At 59.2% G+C, this 13,692-nt stretch carries 13 protein-coding genes; 10 read left to right on the plus strand and 3 right to left on the minus strand.

Going from position 1 to position 13,692, the window contains the following annotated elements; translation table 11 throughout:
* Positions 1 to 316: 316 nt before the first annotated feature.
* Positions 317 to 3,127: a DNA polymerase I gene (gene polA, locus KUF73_RS21295; RefSeq protein ID WP_218439997.1), complete on the minus strand. Its 2,811-nt coding sequence runs from the start codon at positions 3,125 to 3,127 to the stop codon at positions 317 to 319.
* A gap of 74 nt (positions 3,128 to 3,201) precedes the next feature.
* Between polA and KUF73_RS21300 the strand changes: the two genes are divergently transcribed.
* Together KUF73_RS21300 and KUF73_RS21305 are read left to right on the plus strand one after the other, a co-directional pair.
* Positions 3,202 to 3,492 carry a DUF2782 domain-containing protein gene (locus KUF73_RS21300; protein WP_218439998.1) on the plus strand — a complete coding sequence of 97 codons (291 nt, stop codon included), beginning with the start codon at positions 3,202 to 3,204 and terminating at the stop codon, positions 3,490 to 3,492.
* 57 nt (positions 3,493 to 3,549) lie between these two features.
* Entirely contained in the window at positions 3,550 to 4,500 is a 951-nt protein-coding gene (locus tag KUF73_RS21305) for a homoserine kinase (RefSeq protein WP_218439999.1), read from the plus strand.
* A 78-nt stretch (positions 4,501 to 4,578) separates the two neighbouring features.
* Here KUF73_RS21305 and KUF73_RS21310 read toward each other — a convergent pair whose 3' ends face one another.
* Positions 4,579 to 5,499, minus strand: a complete 921-nt coding sequence (locus KUF73_RS21310) for a zinc ABC transporter substrate-binding protein (protein ID WP_218440000.1) — start codon at positions 5,497 to 5,499, stop codon at positions 4,579 to 4,581.
* A 66-nt stretch (positions 5,500 to 5,565) separates the two neighbouring features.
* Between KUF73_RS21310 and zur the strand changes: the two genes are divergently transcribed.
* From zur to KUF73_RS21330, 4 genes are read left to right on the plus strand one after another with little or no spacing between them, the layout of a single operon-like run.
* Entirely contained in the window at positions 5,566 to 6,048 is a 483-nt protein-coding gene (gene zur, locus KUF73_RS21315) for a zinc uptake transcriptional repressor Zur (RefSeq protein ID WP_218440001.1), read from the plus strand.
* Positions 6,048 to 6,833: a zinc ABC transporter ATP-binding protein ZnuC gene (gene znuC, locus KUF73_RS21320; protein WP_218440002.1), complete on the plus strand. Its 786-nt coding sequence runs from the start codon at positions 6,048 to 6,050 to the stop codon at positions 6,831 to 6,833. The genes zur and znuC overlap by 1 nt, the downstream gene beginning before the upstream one ends.
* Complete coding sequence (gene znuB / locus KUF73_RS21325) at positions 6,826 to 7,614, plus strand: zinc ABC transporter permease subunit ZnuB (RefSeq protein WP_218440003.1); 789 nt, start codon at positions 6,826 to 6,828, stop codon at positions 7,612 to 7,614. The genes znuC and znuB overlap by 8 nt, the downstream gene beginning before the upstream one ends.
* Positions 7,615 to 7,651: 37 nt before the next feature.
* Positions 7,652 to 8,368 carry a PA5502 family lipoprotein gene (locus tag KUF73_RS21330; RefSeq protein ID WP_218440004.1) on the plus strand — a complete coding sequence of 239 codons (717 nt, stop codon included), beginning with the start codon at positions 7,652 to 7,654 and terminating at the stop codon, positions 8,366 to 8,368.
* Between the two features lie 81 nt (positions 8,369 to 8,449).
* Here KUF73_RS21330 and katE read toward each other — a convergent pair whose 3' ends face one another.
* Positions 8,450 to 10,588: a catalase HPII gene (gene katE / locus KUF73_RS21335; RefSeq protein ID WP_218440005.1), complete on the minus strand. Its 2,139-nt coding sequence runs from the start codon at positions 10,586 to 10,588 to the stop codon at positions 8,450 to 8,452.
* A 210-nt stretch (positions 10,589 to 10,798) separates the two neighbouring features.
* Here katE and KUF73_RS21340 point away from each other — a divergent pair, with 210 nt between their 5' ends.
* From KUF73_RS21340 to KUF73_RS31460, 4 genes are all read left to right on the plus strand, one after another.
* Positions 10,799 to 11,806 carry a methionine ABC transporter ATP-binding protein gene (locus tag KUF73_RS21340; RefSeq protein ID WP_218440006.1) on the plus strand — a complete coding sequence of 336 codons (1,008 nt, stop codon included), beginning with the start codon at positions 10,799 to 10,801 and terminating at the stop codon, positions 11,804 to 11,806.
* The gene (locus KUF73_RS21345) at positions 11,806 to 12,480 is read left to right on the plus strand and encodes a methionine ABC transporter permease (RefSeq protein ID WP_218440007.1); all 675 of its coding nucleotides are present in this window, start codon (positions 11,806 to 11,808) and stop codon (positions 12,478 to 12,480) included. Before KUF73_RS21340 ends, KUF73_RS21345 begins: the two co-directional genes overlap by 1 nt.
* 72 nt (positions 12,481 to 12,552) lie before the next feature.
* Positions 12,553 to 13,326: a MetQ/NlpA family ABC transporter substrate-binding protein gene (locus KUF73_RS21350; RefSeq protein WP_218440008.1), complete on the plus strand. Its 774-nt coding sequence runs from the start codon at positions 12,553 to 12,555 to the stop codon at positions 13,324 to 13,326.
* A 239-nt stretch (positions 13,327 to 13,565) separates the two neighbouring features.
* A partial coding sequence (locus tag KUF73_RS31460; RefSeq protein WP_256345668.1) for a hypothetical protein occupies positions 13,566 to 13,692 on the plus strand: 127 nt, incomplete at its 3' end.

Genomic DNA, 13,692 nt, shown 5'->3' on the forward strand with positions numbered 1-13,692 from the left:
GGAAGTTCCGGGGTTCAAGTTCTAGACCGCTAGGGCGGGGTCCAGATATCTGCCAACACTTAACACAACATTAGGAGCATGAACGGCTTCACCAGCCATTCAGTAAATCTGAGTGGCAGTTCACCGATTTAGTTCAGATTTTTTTTAACCGCCTTTGGAATAGCCCCAAGTACGATCCGGACTAAGCGCTCTTTCCCACCGCTGATACCTATAGGAGCGAGCTTGCTCGCGAAGGATCTGAGGGCGCCGCGTTCATCCAGGCAGCCCTCGTCATCGTTACCCTCCATCGCGCGAGCAAGCTCGCTCCTACAGGGGCTCAGTGAGCCTCATCCCAGTTGTTGCCGACACCTACTTCGACCAACAGCGGAACATCCAGTTTCGCCGCGCCGCTCATGTGCGCGCGAATTTCAGCGCTGACCTGGTCGACCAGATCTTCACGCACCTCGAGCACCAATTCATCGTGCACCTGCAGGATGACTTTGGCGTCGAGGCCTGAGGCGCTCAGCCACTCATCCACCGCGACCATGGCTTTTTTGATGATGTCGGCGGCGGTGCCTTGCATCGGCGCGTTGATAGCCGTGCGTTCGGCGGCGGCGCGTTCTTGCGGCTTGTTGGAGTTGATCTCCGGCAAGTACAACCGGCGTCCGAAGAACGTCTCCACATATCCCTGGTCCGCGGCCTGGGCACGGGTTCGGTCCATGTATTCGCGAACGCCAGGGTAACGGGCGAAGTACGTGTCGATGTAGGCCTTGGCGGTCTTGGTGTCGACGCCGATGTCTTTGCCGAGCTTCTGCGCGCCCATGCCGTAGATGAGACCGAAGTTGATCGCCTTGGCGCCGCGACGCTGGTCGGAGGTCACGTCCGTCAATTCGACCTTGAACACCTCGGCGGCAGTCGCGGTGTGCACGTCCAGGTTATGGCGGAAGGCGTTCATCAAGCCTTCGTCCTTGGACAAGTGCGCCATGATCCGCAACTCAATCTGCGAATAGTCCGCCGCCAGCAACTTGTAACCGGCTGGAGCCACGAAGGCCTGGCGGATACGACGCCCTTCAGCGGTGCGCACCGGGATGTTCTGCAGGTTTGGATCACTTGAGGACAGGCGCCCGGTAGAGGCTACCGCCTGGTGGTACGAAGTGTGGATGCGCCCGGTGCGCGGGTTGATCTGCTCGGGCAGGCGATCGGTGTAGGTGCTTTTCAGCTTGCTCATGGAACGGTATTCCATCAGCACTTTCGGCAACCGATAGTCGTCCTCGGCCAGTTTCGCCAGCACTTCTTCAGCGGTGGACGGCTGGCCCTTGGCGGTTTTTTTTAGCACCGGCAGGCCAAGTTTTTCGTAGAGAATCACACCGAGTTGCTTCGGTGAGCCGAGGTTGAACTCCTCGCCGGCGATCTCGAAGGCTTCACGCTCCAGCGCGACCATCTTTTCGCCCAGTTCGATGCTCTGCACGCCGAGCAGCGCAGCATCGACCAACGCGCCTTGGCGTTCAATGCGCGCCAGCACCGGCACCAACGGGATTTCGATATCGGTCAGCACACTGGCCAGGCTTGGGATAGCGCTGAGTTTCTCGAATAGCGCCTGGTGCAGACGTAACGTGATGTCCGCGTCTTCGGCGGCATACGGGCCAGCCTGTTCGAGGGCAATCTGATCGAAGGTCAGCTGTTTCGCGCCTTTGCCGGCAATGTCCTGGAAACTCACGGTGGTGTGATCCAGGTACTTCAGCGCCAGGCTGTCCATGTCATGACGGGTGGCTGTGGAATTGAGTACGTAGGACTCAAGCATGGTGTCGAAGGCAATGCCGCGCACGGTGATGCCGTTTGCCTGATCACCACCGATGGCGCAGTTGGCCAGGATGTTCATGTCGAACTTGGCGTGCTGGCCGACTTTAAGTTTGGTCGGGTCTTCCAGAATCGGTTTGAGCGCGCGCAGGACGGTGTCGCGATCCAGCTGTTCTGGCACGCCGATGTAGGAATGGGTCAGCGGGATGTAGGCCGCTTCGTTGGCTTGCACTGCGAACGACAGGCCCACCAGTTGCGCCTGTTGCGCGTCGATGCCGGTGGTTTCGGTGTCGAAGGCGAACAGTTCGGCGTTTTTCAGTTTTTCCAGCCAGGCATCGAACCGTGCTTGGTCGAGGATGGTTTCGTACCGGGCTTCAGATGTCTCCACTGGCGCTTCAGCTTCGGCGGCGCTAAACAGATCGATACCCGGCTGAGGCTCGGCGGCAGCCGTGCTGCTCAGCTCAAGGCGTTTGGCGTCCCGTTGCAGATCGTTCAGCCAGCTCTTGAATTCCAGCAGGTTGTAAAGCTCGAACAGTTTGTCCGGATCTTCCGCACCCATTTGCAGATCATCGAGGCCGATGTCGAGAGGTACGTCAATCTTGATGGTCGCCAATTGGTAAGAGAGGAATGCCATCTCCTTGTGCTCTTCGAGCTTGGCCGGCAGGGTCTTGGCACCGCGAATCGGCAGGGTCGGCACGATATCGAGCTGGGCATAGAGTTCGGTCAGGCCGCCATTCACACCGACCAGCAGGCCGGAGGCCGTCTTCGGACCAATGCCTGGAACGCCTGGAATGTTGTCGGAAGAATCGCCCATGAGCGCCAGATAATCGATGATCTGCTCGGGAGCGACGCCGAATTTCTCCTTCACGCCCTCCACGTCCATGCTGCTACCGGTCATGGTATTGACCAAGGTAATGTGGCCGTCGACCAGTTGCGCCATGTCCTTGTCGCCGGTGGAGATGATCACCGGACGATCGGCGGCCGCGCTGCTGCGGGCCAGGGTGCCGATCACGTCATCGGCCTCGACGCCTTCGACGCACAACAGCGGGAAGCCTAGGGCGATCACGCTCTGGTGCAGCGGTTCGATCTGCACGCGCATGTCGTCAGGCATGCTCGGACGGTTGGCTTTGTATTCGGCGTACATGTCATCGCGAAATGTCCCACCCTTGGCGTCGAACACCACGGCGAACGGACTGTCCGGATACTGCTTGCGCAGACTCTTGAGCATGTTCAACACGCCCTTGACCGCACCGGTCGGCAGGCCTTTGGACGTGGTCAGCGGTGGCAGCGCGTGAAAGGCGCGGTACAGGTAAGAAGAACCGTCCACCAGGACGAGGGGAGCTTGGCTCATGAGCAGGATCAACCTTTTCGGCGGGTCCGGCGCTAGAATAGCGGGACCGTTGACGACAAAGGGACAAGGTTATCATGCGCACACTAAATCGCCTGTTGCTGGCTGGGTTGTTTGCAATCACTCCATTAGCGGCCATGGCGGCGGATAATGCTCCGTCGGCAGATCCGGATGTAACCATCCGCACGGAAGGCGATAAAACGATTCAGGAATATCGGCAAAATGGTTTCCTGTACGCGATCAAGGTTACGCCCAAGGTCGGACCTCCCTATTTTCTGGTGCGCGCGGACGGGACAGATGCAAACTTCATCCGCTCGGATCAGCCGGATATGCTGATTCCGTCGTGGAAAATTTTTGAGTGGAAATAGTTTCTTAATTTCAATCGGCGCTGGCTCTAGAGCAGCGCCCGTACTGGCAGTTTAAACATGTCTGTGTTCACCCCCCTGGCTCGGCCCGAGCTGGAAGCTTTTCTCGCCCCTTATGGCCTCGGCCGCCTGCTTGATTTCCAGGGGATTGCCGCCGGTAGCGAAAACACCAATTTCTTTATCAGCCTGGAGCAGGGTGAATTTGTCCTGACCCTGGTCGAGCGTGGTCCGGTGCAGGAGATGCCGTTCTTCATCGAGCTGCTCGATGTGCTGCACGAAGCCGACCTGCCGGTGCCATACGCCCTGCGTACCACCGACGGTGTTGCCTTGCGTGAACTGGCCGGCAAGCCTGCGTTGTTGCAACCAAGGTTGCCCGGCAAGCACATCAAGGAAACCAACGCGCAGCATTGCGCTCAGGTAGGCGAACTGCTCGGGCATCTGCATTTGGCGACCCAGGCCAAAATGATCAAGCGTAAAACCGATCGCGGCCTGGACTGGATGCTGGAGGAGGGCTCGCAGTTTCTGTCGCACCTCAATGCCGAGCAGAAAGAGTTGCTGCAACGTGCGCTGGAAGAAATCACCCAGCAGAAAGAGAAGATCCTGGCACTGCCAAGGGCCAACATTCACGCCGATCTGTTCCGCGACAACGCGATGTTCGAAGGCACGCACCTGACCGGGTTGATCGACTTCTACAACGCCTGTTCCGGTCCGATGCTTTACGACGTGGCGATTGCCTTGAATGACTGGTGCTCGGACGAACAAGGTTTGATCGACGGGCCGCGAGCGCGAGCGCTGCTCGGGGCTTATGCAGCGCTGCGACCGTTTACGGCGGCCGAAGCAGAGCTTTGGCCGACTATGTTGCGGGTGGCCTGCGTGCGGTTCTGGTTGTCGCGCTTGATCGCGGCGGAGTCATTTGCCGGGCAGGACGTGTTGATTCACGATCCAATGGAGTTCCAGCTGCGCTTGGCGCAGCGGCAGAAGATCAATACGCCGTTGCCGTTTGCTCTTTAAAGTCAAAAGATCGCAGCCTTCGGCAGCTCCTACAGGGATTGATGGAGGAGTTGCCGCAGGCTGCGATCTTTTATGGGGTTACAACGACTCCAGGCACCCCGCCAAATCATTCCCCAACTTCTCCAGCACCTGCTCATATCCCTGAGCGGTGGCGGGCGTGTATCCGCCCAGCGCGTCCAGCTCCGCCAGTTTCACCGGTAAGCCAGCCACCAGGGTTTCCGCCAGGCGCGGACGCAGGGGTGGTTCGCTGAATACGCAGGTTTTGCCGACTTCCTGCAACCGCGCGCGCATTGCCGCGACGTGCTGGGCGCCGGGCTGCACCTCGGCGGCGACACTGAACACGCCGGTGTGCTTGAGCCCGTAGGCGTCTTCGAAGTAGTCAAAGGCCTCGTGGAACACGAAGTAGGATTTGCCTTCGACACCGGCCAGGCGTTTCTTCAAACGCAGATCCAGTGCATCCAGACGCTCATCGAATGCCTTGAGGTTGCTTTGATAACGCGCGGCATTCGCCGGGTCAGCCGCGCTCAGGTCGGCAGCCATTTTTGTGGCAATGACGCGGGCGTTGACGGGGGACAGCCACAAATGCGCGTCGAGGGTGCCTGGGCGGTGATCGTGGTCATGCTCGTCGGCATCTTCGGCGTGAGACTGGCTATCTTCGGCGAAACGGCGCAGCTTCATGCCCGGCAAATCCTGCACAGCAACGCTGGGCAGCGTGCGACCGTTCAGCACGCGGGGCAGGAACCCTTCCATATCCGGGCCGATCCAGTACAGCAGATCCACAGATTGCACCTTCCGTACGTCGGAGGGGCGCAAGGCATAGTTATGCGGCGACGCACCGGGCGGCAGCAGCACTTCCGGAATGGCCACGCCGTCCTGCACCGCCGTTGCGATCAACTGCAGCGGCTTGATGCTAGTGAGGACCTTAACCTCGGCCTGCGCTGAACCGATCAGCAGAAAACTTGCGATAAATGCGACAAAGATAGAAAAAAGTCGGGACACGATGACCACTCGAAGAGGCGAGAACGGGTAACATAATAACGTCTCTCACAAAACTCGTCGCCGCTCATGCCTAAAACACCGATTGCCAGCCGTCCCCACGACCACTCGCATTGCGTTCATAGCGCTTTGTCTGAGGCCGATGCCCTGTGCGCGCGTCAGGGCCTGCGCCTGACCGCGTTGCGTCGGCGGGTGCTGGAACTGGTTTGGCAAAGCCACAAGCCATTGGGCGCCTACGACATTCTCGCGGTGCTCAGCGAGCAGGACGGTCGCCGCGCCGCGCCGCCGACTGTTTACCGTGCGCTGGATTTCCTGCTGGAAAACGGCCTGGTTCACCGGATCTCGTCGCTCAACGCCTTCATCGGCTGTAATCACCCGGAGCACGCGCATCAGGGGCAATTCCTGATCTGCCGCGATTGCCACGCCGCCATTGAGCTCGAACAGAAATCCATCAGCGACGCGATCGTCACCAGCGCCAGGGACGTCGGGTTTGTCGTCGAAGGCCAGACCGTCGAAGTGGTCGGTCTCTGCTCGGGTTGCCAGGGGGCTTGATGAGCAACGCGCTGATCCGCCTCGAGCAAGTTGCCGTCACGTTTGCCGGGCAACGTGTGCTGGACAACATCGAACTGAGCGTCGAGCCGGGGCAGATTGTCACCCTGATCGGCCCTAACGGCGCGGGCAAGACCACATTGGTGCGCGCCGTGCTCGGTCTGCTGAAGCCGGATAGCGGCAGCGTCTGGCGCAAGCCGAAATTGCGTGTCGGTTATATGCCGCAAAAACTTCACGTCGATCCGACGCTGCCGCTTTCAGTGTTGCGCTTCTTGCGCCTGGTGCCGGGTGTGGACCGGGCGATGGCGCTGGCGGCGCTCAAGGAAGTCGGCGCCGAACAGGTAATCGACAGCCCGGTGCAAAGTGTTTCCGGCGGTGAAATGCAGCGAGTCCTGCTGGCCCGCGCCTTGTTGCGCGAGCCGGAACTGCTGGTGCTCGACGAACCGGTACAAGGCGTCGACGTAGCCGGTCAGGCCGAACTCTACAGCCTGATCACTCGACTGCGCGACCGTCACGGTTGCGGGGTGTTGATGGTTTCCCATGATCTGCATCTGGTGATGAGCACCACCGATCAAGTGGTTTGCCTCAATCGCCACGTCTGCTGTTCCGGGCACCCTGAACAGGTGAGCGGCGATCCCGCATTCGTCGAGCTGTTCGGAAAAAACGCACAAAGCCTGGCGATTTATCACCACCATCACGACCACGCCCACGATTTGCACGGCTCGGTGGTCAAGGCGCCCGGCTCGGGCCACACCCACGTTCACGGAGATAGCTGCAAGCATGGCTGATTTTCTGCTCTACGCCCTGCTTGCAGGTTTGGCGCTGGCGGTGGTTGCGGGCCCGTTGGGGTCTTTCGTGGTCTGGCGCCGCATGGCCTATTTCGGCGACACCCTGTCCCACGCGGCGTTGCTGGGTGTGGCGTTGGGCTTCCTGCTGGATGTCAGCCCGACGGTCGCTGTCACCGTTGGCTGCTTGTTGCTGGCGGTATTGCTGGTGACGTTGCAACAGCGTCAGCCGCTGGCGTCTGACACCCTTTTGGGAATTCTCGCACCGAGCACCCTCTCTCTGGGCCTGGTGGTACTAAGCTTCATGCACGAAGTGCGGATCGACCTGATGGCCTATCTGTTTGGCGACCTGCTGGCGATCAGTCCGACCGATCTGGCGTGGATCCTCGGCGGTAGCGCGGCGGTGCTGGTGTTGTTGGTCACCCTGTGGCGACCATTGCTGGCAATCACCGTGCACGAAGAGCTGGCCCGGGTCGAAGGGCTGCCCGTGGCCGGATTGCGCATGGCGCTGATGCTGTTGATCGCCGTGGTAATTGCCGTGGCGATGAAAATCGTTGGTGTGTTGCTGATTACTTCGTTGCTGATCATCCCGGCGGCTGCGGCACAACGTCACGCCCGTTCGCCGGAACAGATGGCACTGGGCGCGAGCCTGCTGGGCATACTCGCCGTGTGTGGCGGGCTGGCGCTGTCCTGGTTCAAGGACACTCCCGCCGGCCCGTCGATTGTGGTGACAGCCGCTGCTATGTTTCTGCTGAGTTTTGTTCTGCCCCGTCGAGGGGTGTAGACTTGCTCGTTTTTTGCGCAAATAGAGAGTCGCAGGAATGAAGTTGTTCGCCTCCCGTTATCTGCTCCTTGTCGCATTTTCTTTGCTGCTGGGCGCTTGCCAAAGCACGCCACCGGCGGCCACCGAGTCTCCCGATGCGCGGGCTACGGCCATTGCACAGCTGGAGCAAAGCCTCGCCAGTAGCGAACTGGCTACAGCCGAGGATCAACTGGCGGCTTTGCAGGCCGAAACGCCTAACGACCCGGCGTTGGTGCAGTACCAACGACAACTGGCCGAAGCCTATCTTCAGCGCAGCCAGATCGTCCTGCAAAAAGGTGATGTAAACGCCGCCGCCACCGCGTTGAGTCGCGCCCGTGCGCTGATGCCCAAGGCTCCGGCGTTGACTGGTGGGGTCAATGGCGCCATTGCCCAAGCGCGCAAGGCAGAACTGGAAAAAGCCGAAGCGGCCCTCAAGGCTGCCGAAGCGAAGCCAAAAGCCAAGGTCATCGACCCGACGGCCGAAAGCACCACGGTCGCGCTGAATATCAGTGATATGGGCAAACTGCGTCGTCAACTGGACGCGATCGCCGCCGATACGGTGAATTACCAGTGCGACGTCAGCATCCAGGCTCCGCGTACTGATGACTACCCTTGGTTGGCTAATCTGCTGACCAAGCGGGTGAAAAAACTCGATCCGGAGTTCGATCTGAAGCTGGAGCGCCAGATTTTGCGCAGCGTTCCGGCGCAGATGGTTCTCAGCCCTCGCAAGCCCTAGAAAGATCGCAGCCTGCGGCAGGCTCCTACATGTGAACGTGTTCTCTGTAGGCGCTGCAGCAGGCTGCGATCTTTTGCTTTATCAGGCCGGAATTCCCTTGGCTTTCGCCTCCCGATCCCAAACCCGATGTTGTCCAATCGCGGCAAAAAACGCCTTGAACGATTTGGCATCCGCCCCGACGATCAACCCCGCATCAGCCTCCAGCTTCAACACATCCAATAACTGCTTCGCCTCGCCATGCAGTGCGATTGCTTTCAGGTGTTTGTAGGCTTCAAGCAGGTAGTGCAGCGCCACGCCATCAGCGCTCAAAGCCTTGATGGATGCCGCGCCACCGGGCACAAATACCGCATCAAACGCGACTGAAGGCAGGCCTTCCATCGAAGCATCAACCGGCAAAGTTTTGCCATCGGCGGTTGTCACCGGCGCGGATGTCGGCCCCAACAATTTGGCGTGCGCACCTTCAGCCTCCAGCGCTTTCTTCATCGCATCGATCGCCGCACCGTCGACACCGTTGGCGGCCAGAATCGCTACCTTTCGGGTTTTGATATCTGCCGGCAGCAAGTTCGCCTGACTTAGCGCCGGTGAGCGGTCCAGCGAAGTTTTTGGCACTTCGACCGTTCCTGCTTTCGGCGCCGGCAATCCCAGGTTCTGCGCAACTCGCTTGGCCAGTTCCAGATCAATGTTGGCCAGGATCTCGTTAACCTGACGCGCCCGAATAAACTCGCGTTCAACTTTGCCCAGTTCGAAGCTATAGGCGGCGATGATGTGTTCCTGCTCGTGCTTGCTCATGCTGTGGAAAAACAGCCGCGCCTGCGAGAAGTGGTCACTGAACGACTCGCTGCGCTGGCGGATCTTGTTGGCGTCGATGCGCTCCGGATAGCTCTCGAAGCCACCGTCCTGCGCAGCGGGCGGGGTTTCTTTCGGCCACCCGCCGTCGATAGAGTTCGGTTCATAGGAGGCGCGGCCCTTGTCGATAACGGTGCGGTGCAAGGCATCGCGCTGGCCACTGTGGAACGGGGAAATCGGGCGGTTGATCGGGATCTCGTGAAAATTCGGTCCACCGAGTCGGCTGATTTGCGTATCGGTGTAGGAAAACAACCGCCCTTGCAGTAACGGATCGTTGGAGAAATCGATACCCGGAACGACGTGGCCTGGACAGAAGGCGACTTGCTCGGTTTCGGCAAAGAAATTGTCCGGGTTGCGGTTGAGCACCATTTTGCCCAGTGGCGTGATGGGGACAATTTCTTCCGGAATCAGTTTGGTGGGGTCGAGGATGTCGAAATCGAAGTCATGTTCGTTTTCTTCTTCGATGACCTGTACGCCCAACTCCCATTCCGGGTAGTCACCCATCTCAATGGCATCCCAGAGATCACGACGGTGGTAGTCGGTGTCTTTGCCGGCTAGTTTCTGCGCTTCGTCCCACACCAGCGAACAGGTGCCGGCGGTGGGGCGCCAATGGAATTTGACGAAACGCGATTTCCCTTCGGCATTGATCAGCCGAAACGTATGTATCCCGAAACCCTGCATGCTGCGCAGGCTTTTCGGAATCGCCCGGTCAGACATGGCCCAGATCACCATGTGCGCCGATTCGGGTTGCAGCGAGACAAAGTCCCAGAAGGTGTCGTGGGCCGAACCACCGGTAGGCATTTCGTTGTGGGGTTCGGGTTTTACCGCGTGTACGAAATCAGGAAACTTGATCGCATCTTGAATGAAGAACACCGGCATATTGTTGCCCACCAGGTCGTAGTTACCTTCCTCGGTGAAGAATTTGACGGCGAAACCTCTGACATCTCGAACGGTATCGCCCGACCCACGAGGGCCTTGCACCGTGGAAAAGCGAACGAACACTGGCGTTTTCTGGCTTGGGTCCTGTAGGAACCCGGCCTTGGTCAATACGCTGTGGTTCTCGTAGCACTGAAAGTAACCATGGGCACCCGTACCGCGAGCATGCACGATGCGCTCGGGAATTCGCTCGTGGTCAAAATGCGTGATCTTTTCACGCATGATGAAATCTTCCAGTAGCGACGGCCCGCGGGCCCCGGCCTTCAAGGTGTTCTGGTTATCCGCCACTTTCACGCCTTGATTGGTGCGCAAGGCCTGGCCAGTGGCGTCAGAGCGAAATTTTTCCAGGCTGTCGAGCTTGGCGTTGGTGTTGCTGCGGTCCAGGGTATCGGTCCCGGCCAGTGCGCTCTTGTTGGCGGCAGGCTTCTTCGTACTCATCAGGCGTAACTCCTCGGGGGTATTTTCGAGTTGCCTAAGTAGTGACTGATGAGGTTTTTAGCCGTTCCTTTTATCTGACCTTTGATCGCGTTATTGCCAAATCACTGGATGAATGCGAAATAAATGCTAAGAACCTCTATACGGACAGGCTAAAATGCGCGCCCGGCTAACCGCTGATCCTTTTCTAACGCGCCCCACAAGGTTCGCTACGTGATCGAGTTTCAAAACGTCCATAAAACTTACCGCGTCGCCGGTAAGGATATCCCCGCCCTGCACCCGACCAGTCTGACGATTGAGAACGGCCAGGTGTTTGGCCTGATCGGCCATTCCGGTGCGGGAAAAAGTACCCTGCTGCGTCTGATCAATCGCCTGGAAAACTCCAGTGGCGGCAAGATCTTCGTCGATGGTGAAGAAGTCACCGCGCTCGACGCCAACGGCCTGCGCCGTTTTCGTCAACAGGTCGGGATGATCTTCCAGCACTTCAACCTGCTGGCGTCCAAGACCGTTGCCGACAACGTCGCGCTGCCGCTGACCCTTGCCGGTGAGCTGTCCCGCGCTGAAATCGACCAGCGTGTGGCCGAGTTGCTGGCGCGGGTCGGTTTGTCCGATCACGCCAACAAGTACCCGGCGCAATTGTCAGGTGGCCAGAAGCAGCGTGTCGGCATTGCCCGCGCCTTGGCGACCAAGCCGAAAATCCTGCTGTGCGATGAAGCCACCAGCGCCCTCGACCCGCAGACCACGGCATCGGTCCTGCAACTGCTGGCCGAAATCAATCGCGAGTTGAAGCTGACCATCGTGCTGATCACCCATGAAATGGACGTGATTCGCCGTGTGTGCGATCAGGTTGGCGTGATGGACGCCGGTGTGATCGTCGAGCAAGGCTCGGTGGCCGATGTGTTCCTGCATCCAAAGCACCCGACCACCAAGCGCTTCGTGCAAGAAGACGAGCAGGTCGACGAAGGCGAACAGCGTGACGACTTCGCCCACGTGCCGGGCCGCATCGTGCGTCTGACGTTCCAGGGCGAAGCGACCTACGCGCCGTTGCTGGGCACCGTCGCTCGCGAAACGGGTGTGGACTACAGCATCCTCGCCGGACGTATCGATCGCATCAAAGACATCCCTTACGGGCAACTGACCCTGGCCGTGACCGGCGGTGACATGGAAGCGGCGTTTGCCCGCTTCACCGCAGCCGACGTCCACATGGAGGTGCTGCGTTAATGGAAGCCCTGACAAGTTTCTTCGCCAACATCGACTGGTTCGAAATCTGGCTGGCCACCGGCGATACCATGCTGATGCTCGGCGGTTCGCTGTTATTCACCGTGTTGCTGGGCCTGCCGTTGGGCGTGCTGTTGTTCCTGTGCAGCCCACGCCAGTTGCTCGAAGCCAAAGGCATCTATGCGATGTTGTCGCTGGTGGTGAACATCCTGCGTTCGCTGCCGTTCATCATTCTGCTGATCGTGATGATTCCGTTCACCGTGCTGATCACCGGCACCTCGCTGGGTGTCGCCGGTGCGATTCCGCCCTTGGTAGTGGGCGCCACGCCGTTCTTCGCACGTCTGGTTGAAACCGCGCTGCGGGAAGTGGATCGCGGCATCATCGAAGCGACCCAGTCCATGGGGGCGACGACCCGGCAGATCATCACCAACGCGTTGTTGCCGGAAGCCCGCCCGGGCATCTTCGCGGCGATTACGGTGACAGCTATTACACTGGTGTCCTACACGGCGATGGCCGGTGTGGTCGGCGCGGGTGGTCTGGGCGACCTGGCAATCCGTTTCGGTTACCAGCGTTTTCAGACGGATGTGATGGTGGTCACGGTGGTGTTGCTGCTGGTGCTGGTTCAGGTCCTGCAAACAGTCGGCGACAAACTGGTGGTTCATTTTTCTCGCAAGTAATCGTATTCAAGACATGAGCCGGCCATTCGCTGGCGGGCGCGCGATTCAAGCGCCTCACAAGGAGTTAGCTGAATGAAAAAACTACTCGTCGCGTTCGCTGCCGTTGCAGCCTTTTCCGCCCATGCTGCCGACACCCTGACTGTCGCGGCCACACCGGTTCCGCACGCGGAAATCCTCGAATTCGTTAAACCGACGCTAGCCAAAGAAGGCGTGGACCTGAAGGTCAAAGTCTTCACCGACTACATCCAGCCGAACGTGCAGGTAGCGGAAAAGCGTCTGGACGCGAACTTCTTCCAGCACCAGCCGTACCTCGATGAATTCAACAAGGCCAAGGGCACCAATCTGGTGGCTGTAGCCGGCGTCCACCTGGAACCCCTGGGCGCTTACTCCAGCAAATACAAAACCCTCGCTGAGTTGCCAGGCGGCGCCAACGTGGTGATTCCGAACGACGCCACCAACGGCGGCCGTGCCCTGTTGCTGCTGGCCAAGGCCGGCCTGATCAAGTTGAAGGATTCGAACAACATCCTTTCGACCGTCAAGGACATCACCGAGAACACCAAGGACCTGAAATTCCGCGAGCTGGAAGCCGCGACCATCCCGCGTGTACTGACCCAGGTCGACCTCGCCCTGATCAACACCAACTACGCACTGGAAGCCAAGCTTGATCCGGCCAAAGACGCGCTGGTGATCGAAGGCAGCGACTCGCCGTACGTGAACATCCTCGTTGCCCGTCCAGATGACAAAGACAGCGATGCGATGAAGAAACTGGTTGCTGCGCTGCACAGCCCGGAAGTGAAAGCCTTCATTCTTGAGAAGTACAAAGGCGCGGTAGTGCCAGCGTTCTGATCTGCGGATGCAATGAAAAAGGGGCGCATTCAAATGCGCCCCTTTTTTATGGTGCGCCAGGCATGGCGCGTTGCGCGTAAGCGCAACCAGTTTGGCTGTGGTGGCCACGCTGGTGACTTGGAGGTGAAAGTCCTCTACACACCCGGCAAGGGGAAGTGTTAGCCAGAGGCAAGGGTGTCGTGGGTGACTGCGAATCTGAAGGAAGCCCGAGGCAAAATGCTGGCCTGAATAAACAGTGGATGGAACGCGATCTCGCGGTGTTGTGGCATCCCTGCACCCAGATGAAAGACCACGAACAACTGCCATTGGTCCCGATCAAGCGCGGTGAAGGCGTCTGGCTCGAAGACTTTGAAGGCAAGCGCTACC

The sequence above is a fragment of the Pseudomonas sp. PD9R genome (assembly GCF_019200975.1).
Taxonomy (GTDB): domain Bacteria; phylum Pseudomonadota; class Gammaproteobacteria; order Pseudomonadales; family Pseudomonadaceae; genus Aquipseudomonas.

What these genes read in the sequence shown, in the direction of transcription:
- polA (WP_218439997.1), bottom strand. Translation starts at nt 3,127, where the DNA reads ATGAGCCAAGCTCCCCTCGTCCTGGTGGACGGTTCTTCTTACCTGTAC.
- KUF73_RS21300 (WP_218439998.1), top strand. Translation starts at nt 3,202, where the DNA reads ATGCGCACACTAAATCGCCTGTTGCTGGCTGGGTTGTTTGCAATCACT.
- KUF73_RS21305 (WP_218439999.1), top strand. Translation starts at nt 3,550, where the DNA reads ATGTCTGTGTTCACCCCCCTGGCTCGGCCCGAGCTGGAAGCTTTTCTC.
- zur (WP_218440001.1), top strand. Translation starts at nt 5,566, where the DNA reads ATGCCTAAAACACCGATTGCCAGCCGTCCCCACGACCACTCGCATTGC.
- znuC (WP_218440002.1), top strand. Translation starts at nt 6,048, where the DNA reads ATGAGCAACGCGCTGATCCGCCTCGAGCAAGTTGCCGTCACGTTTGCC.
- znuB (WP_218440003.1), top strand. Translation starts at nt 6,826, where the DNA reads ATGGCTGATTTTCTGCTCTACGCCCTGCTTGCAGGTTTGGCGCTGGCG.
- KUF73_RS21330 (WP_218440004.1), top strand. Translation starts at nt 7,652, where the DNA reads ATGAAGTTGTTCGCCTCCCGTTATCTGCTCCTTGTCGCATTTTCTTTG.
- katE (WP_218440005.1), bottom strand. Translation starts at nt 10,588, where the DNA reads ATGAGTACGAAGAAGCCTGCCGCCAACAAGAGCGCACTGGCCGGGACC.
- KUF73_RS21345 (WP_218440007.1), top strand. Translation starts at nt 11,806, where the DNA reads ATGGAAGCCCTGACAAGTTTCTTCGCCAACATCGACTGGTTCGAAATC.
- KUF73_RS21350 (WP_218440008.1), top strand. Translation starts at nt 12,553, where the DNA reads ATGAAAAAACTACTCGTCGCGTTCGCTGCCGTTGCAGCCTTTTCCGCC.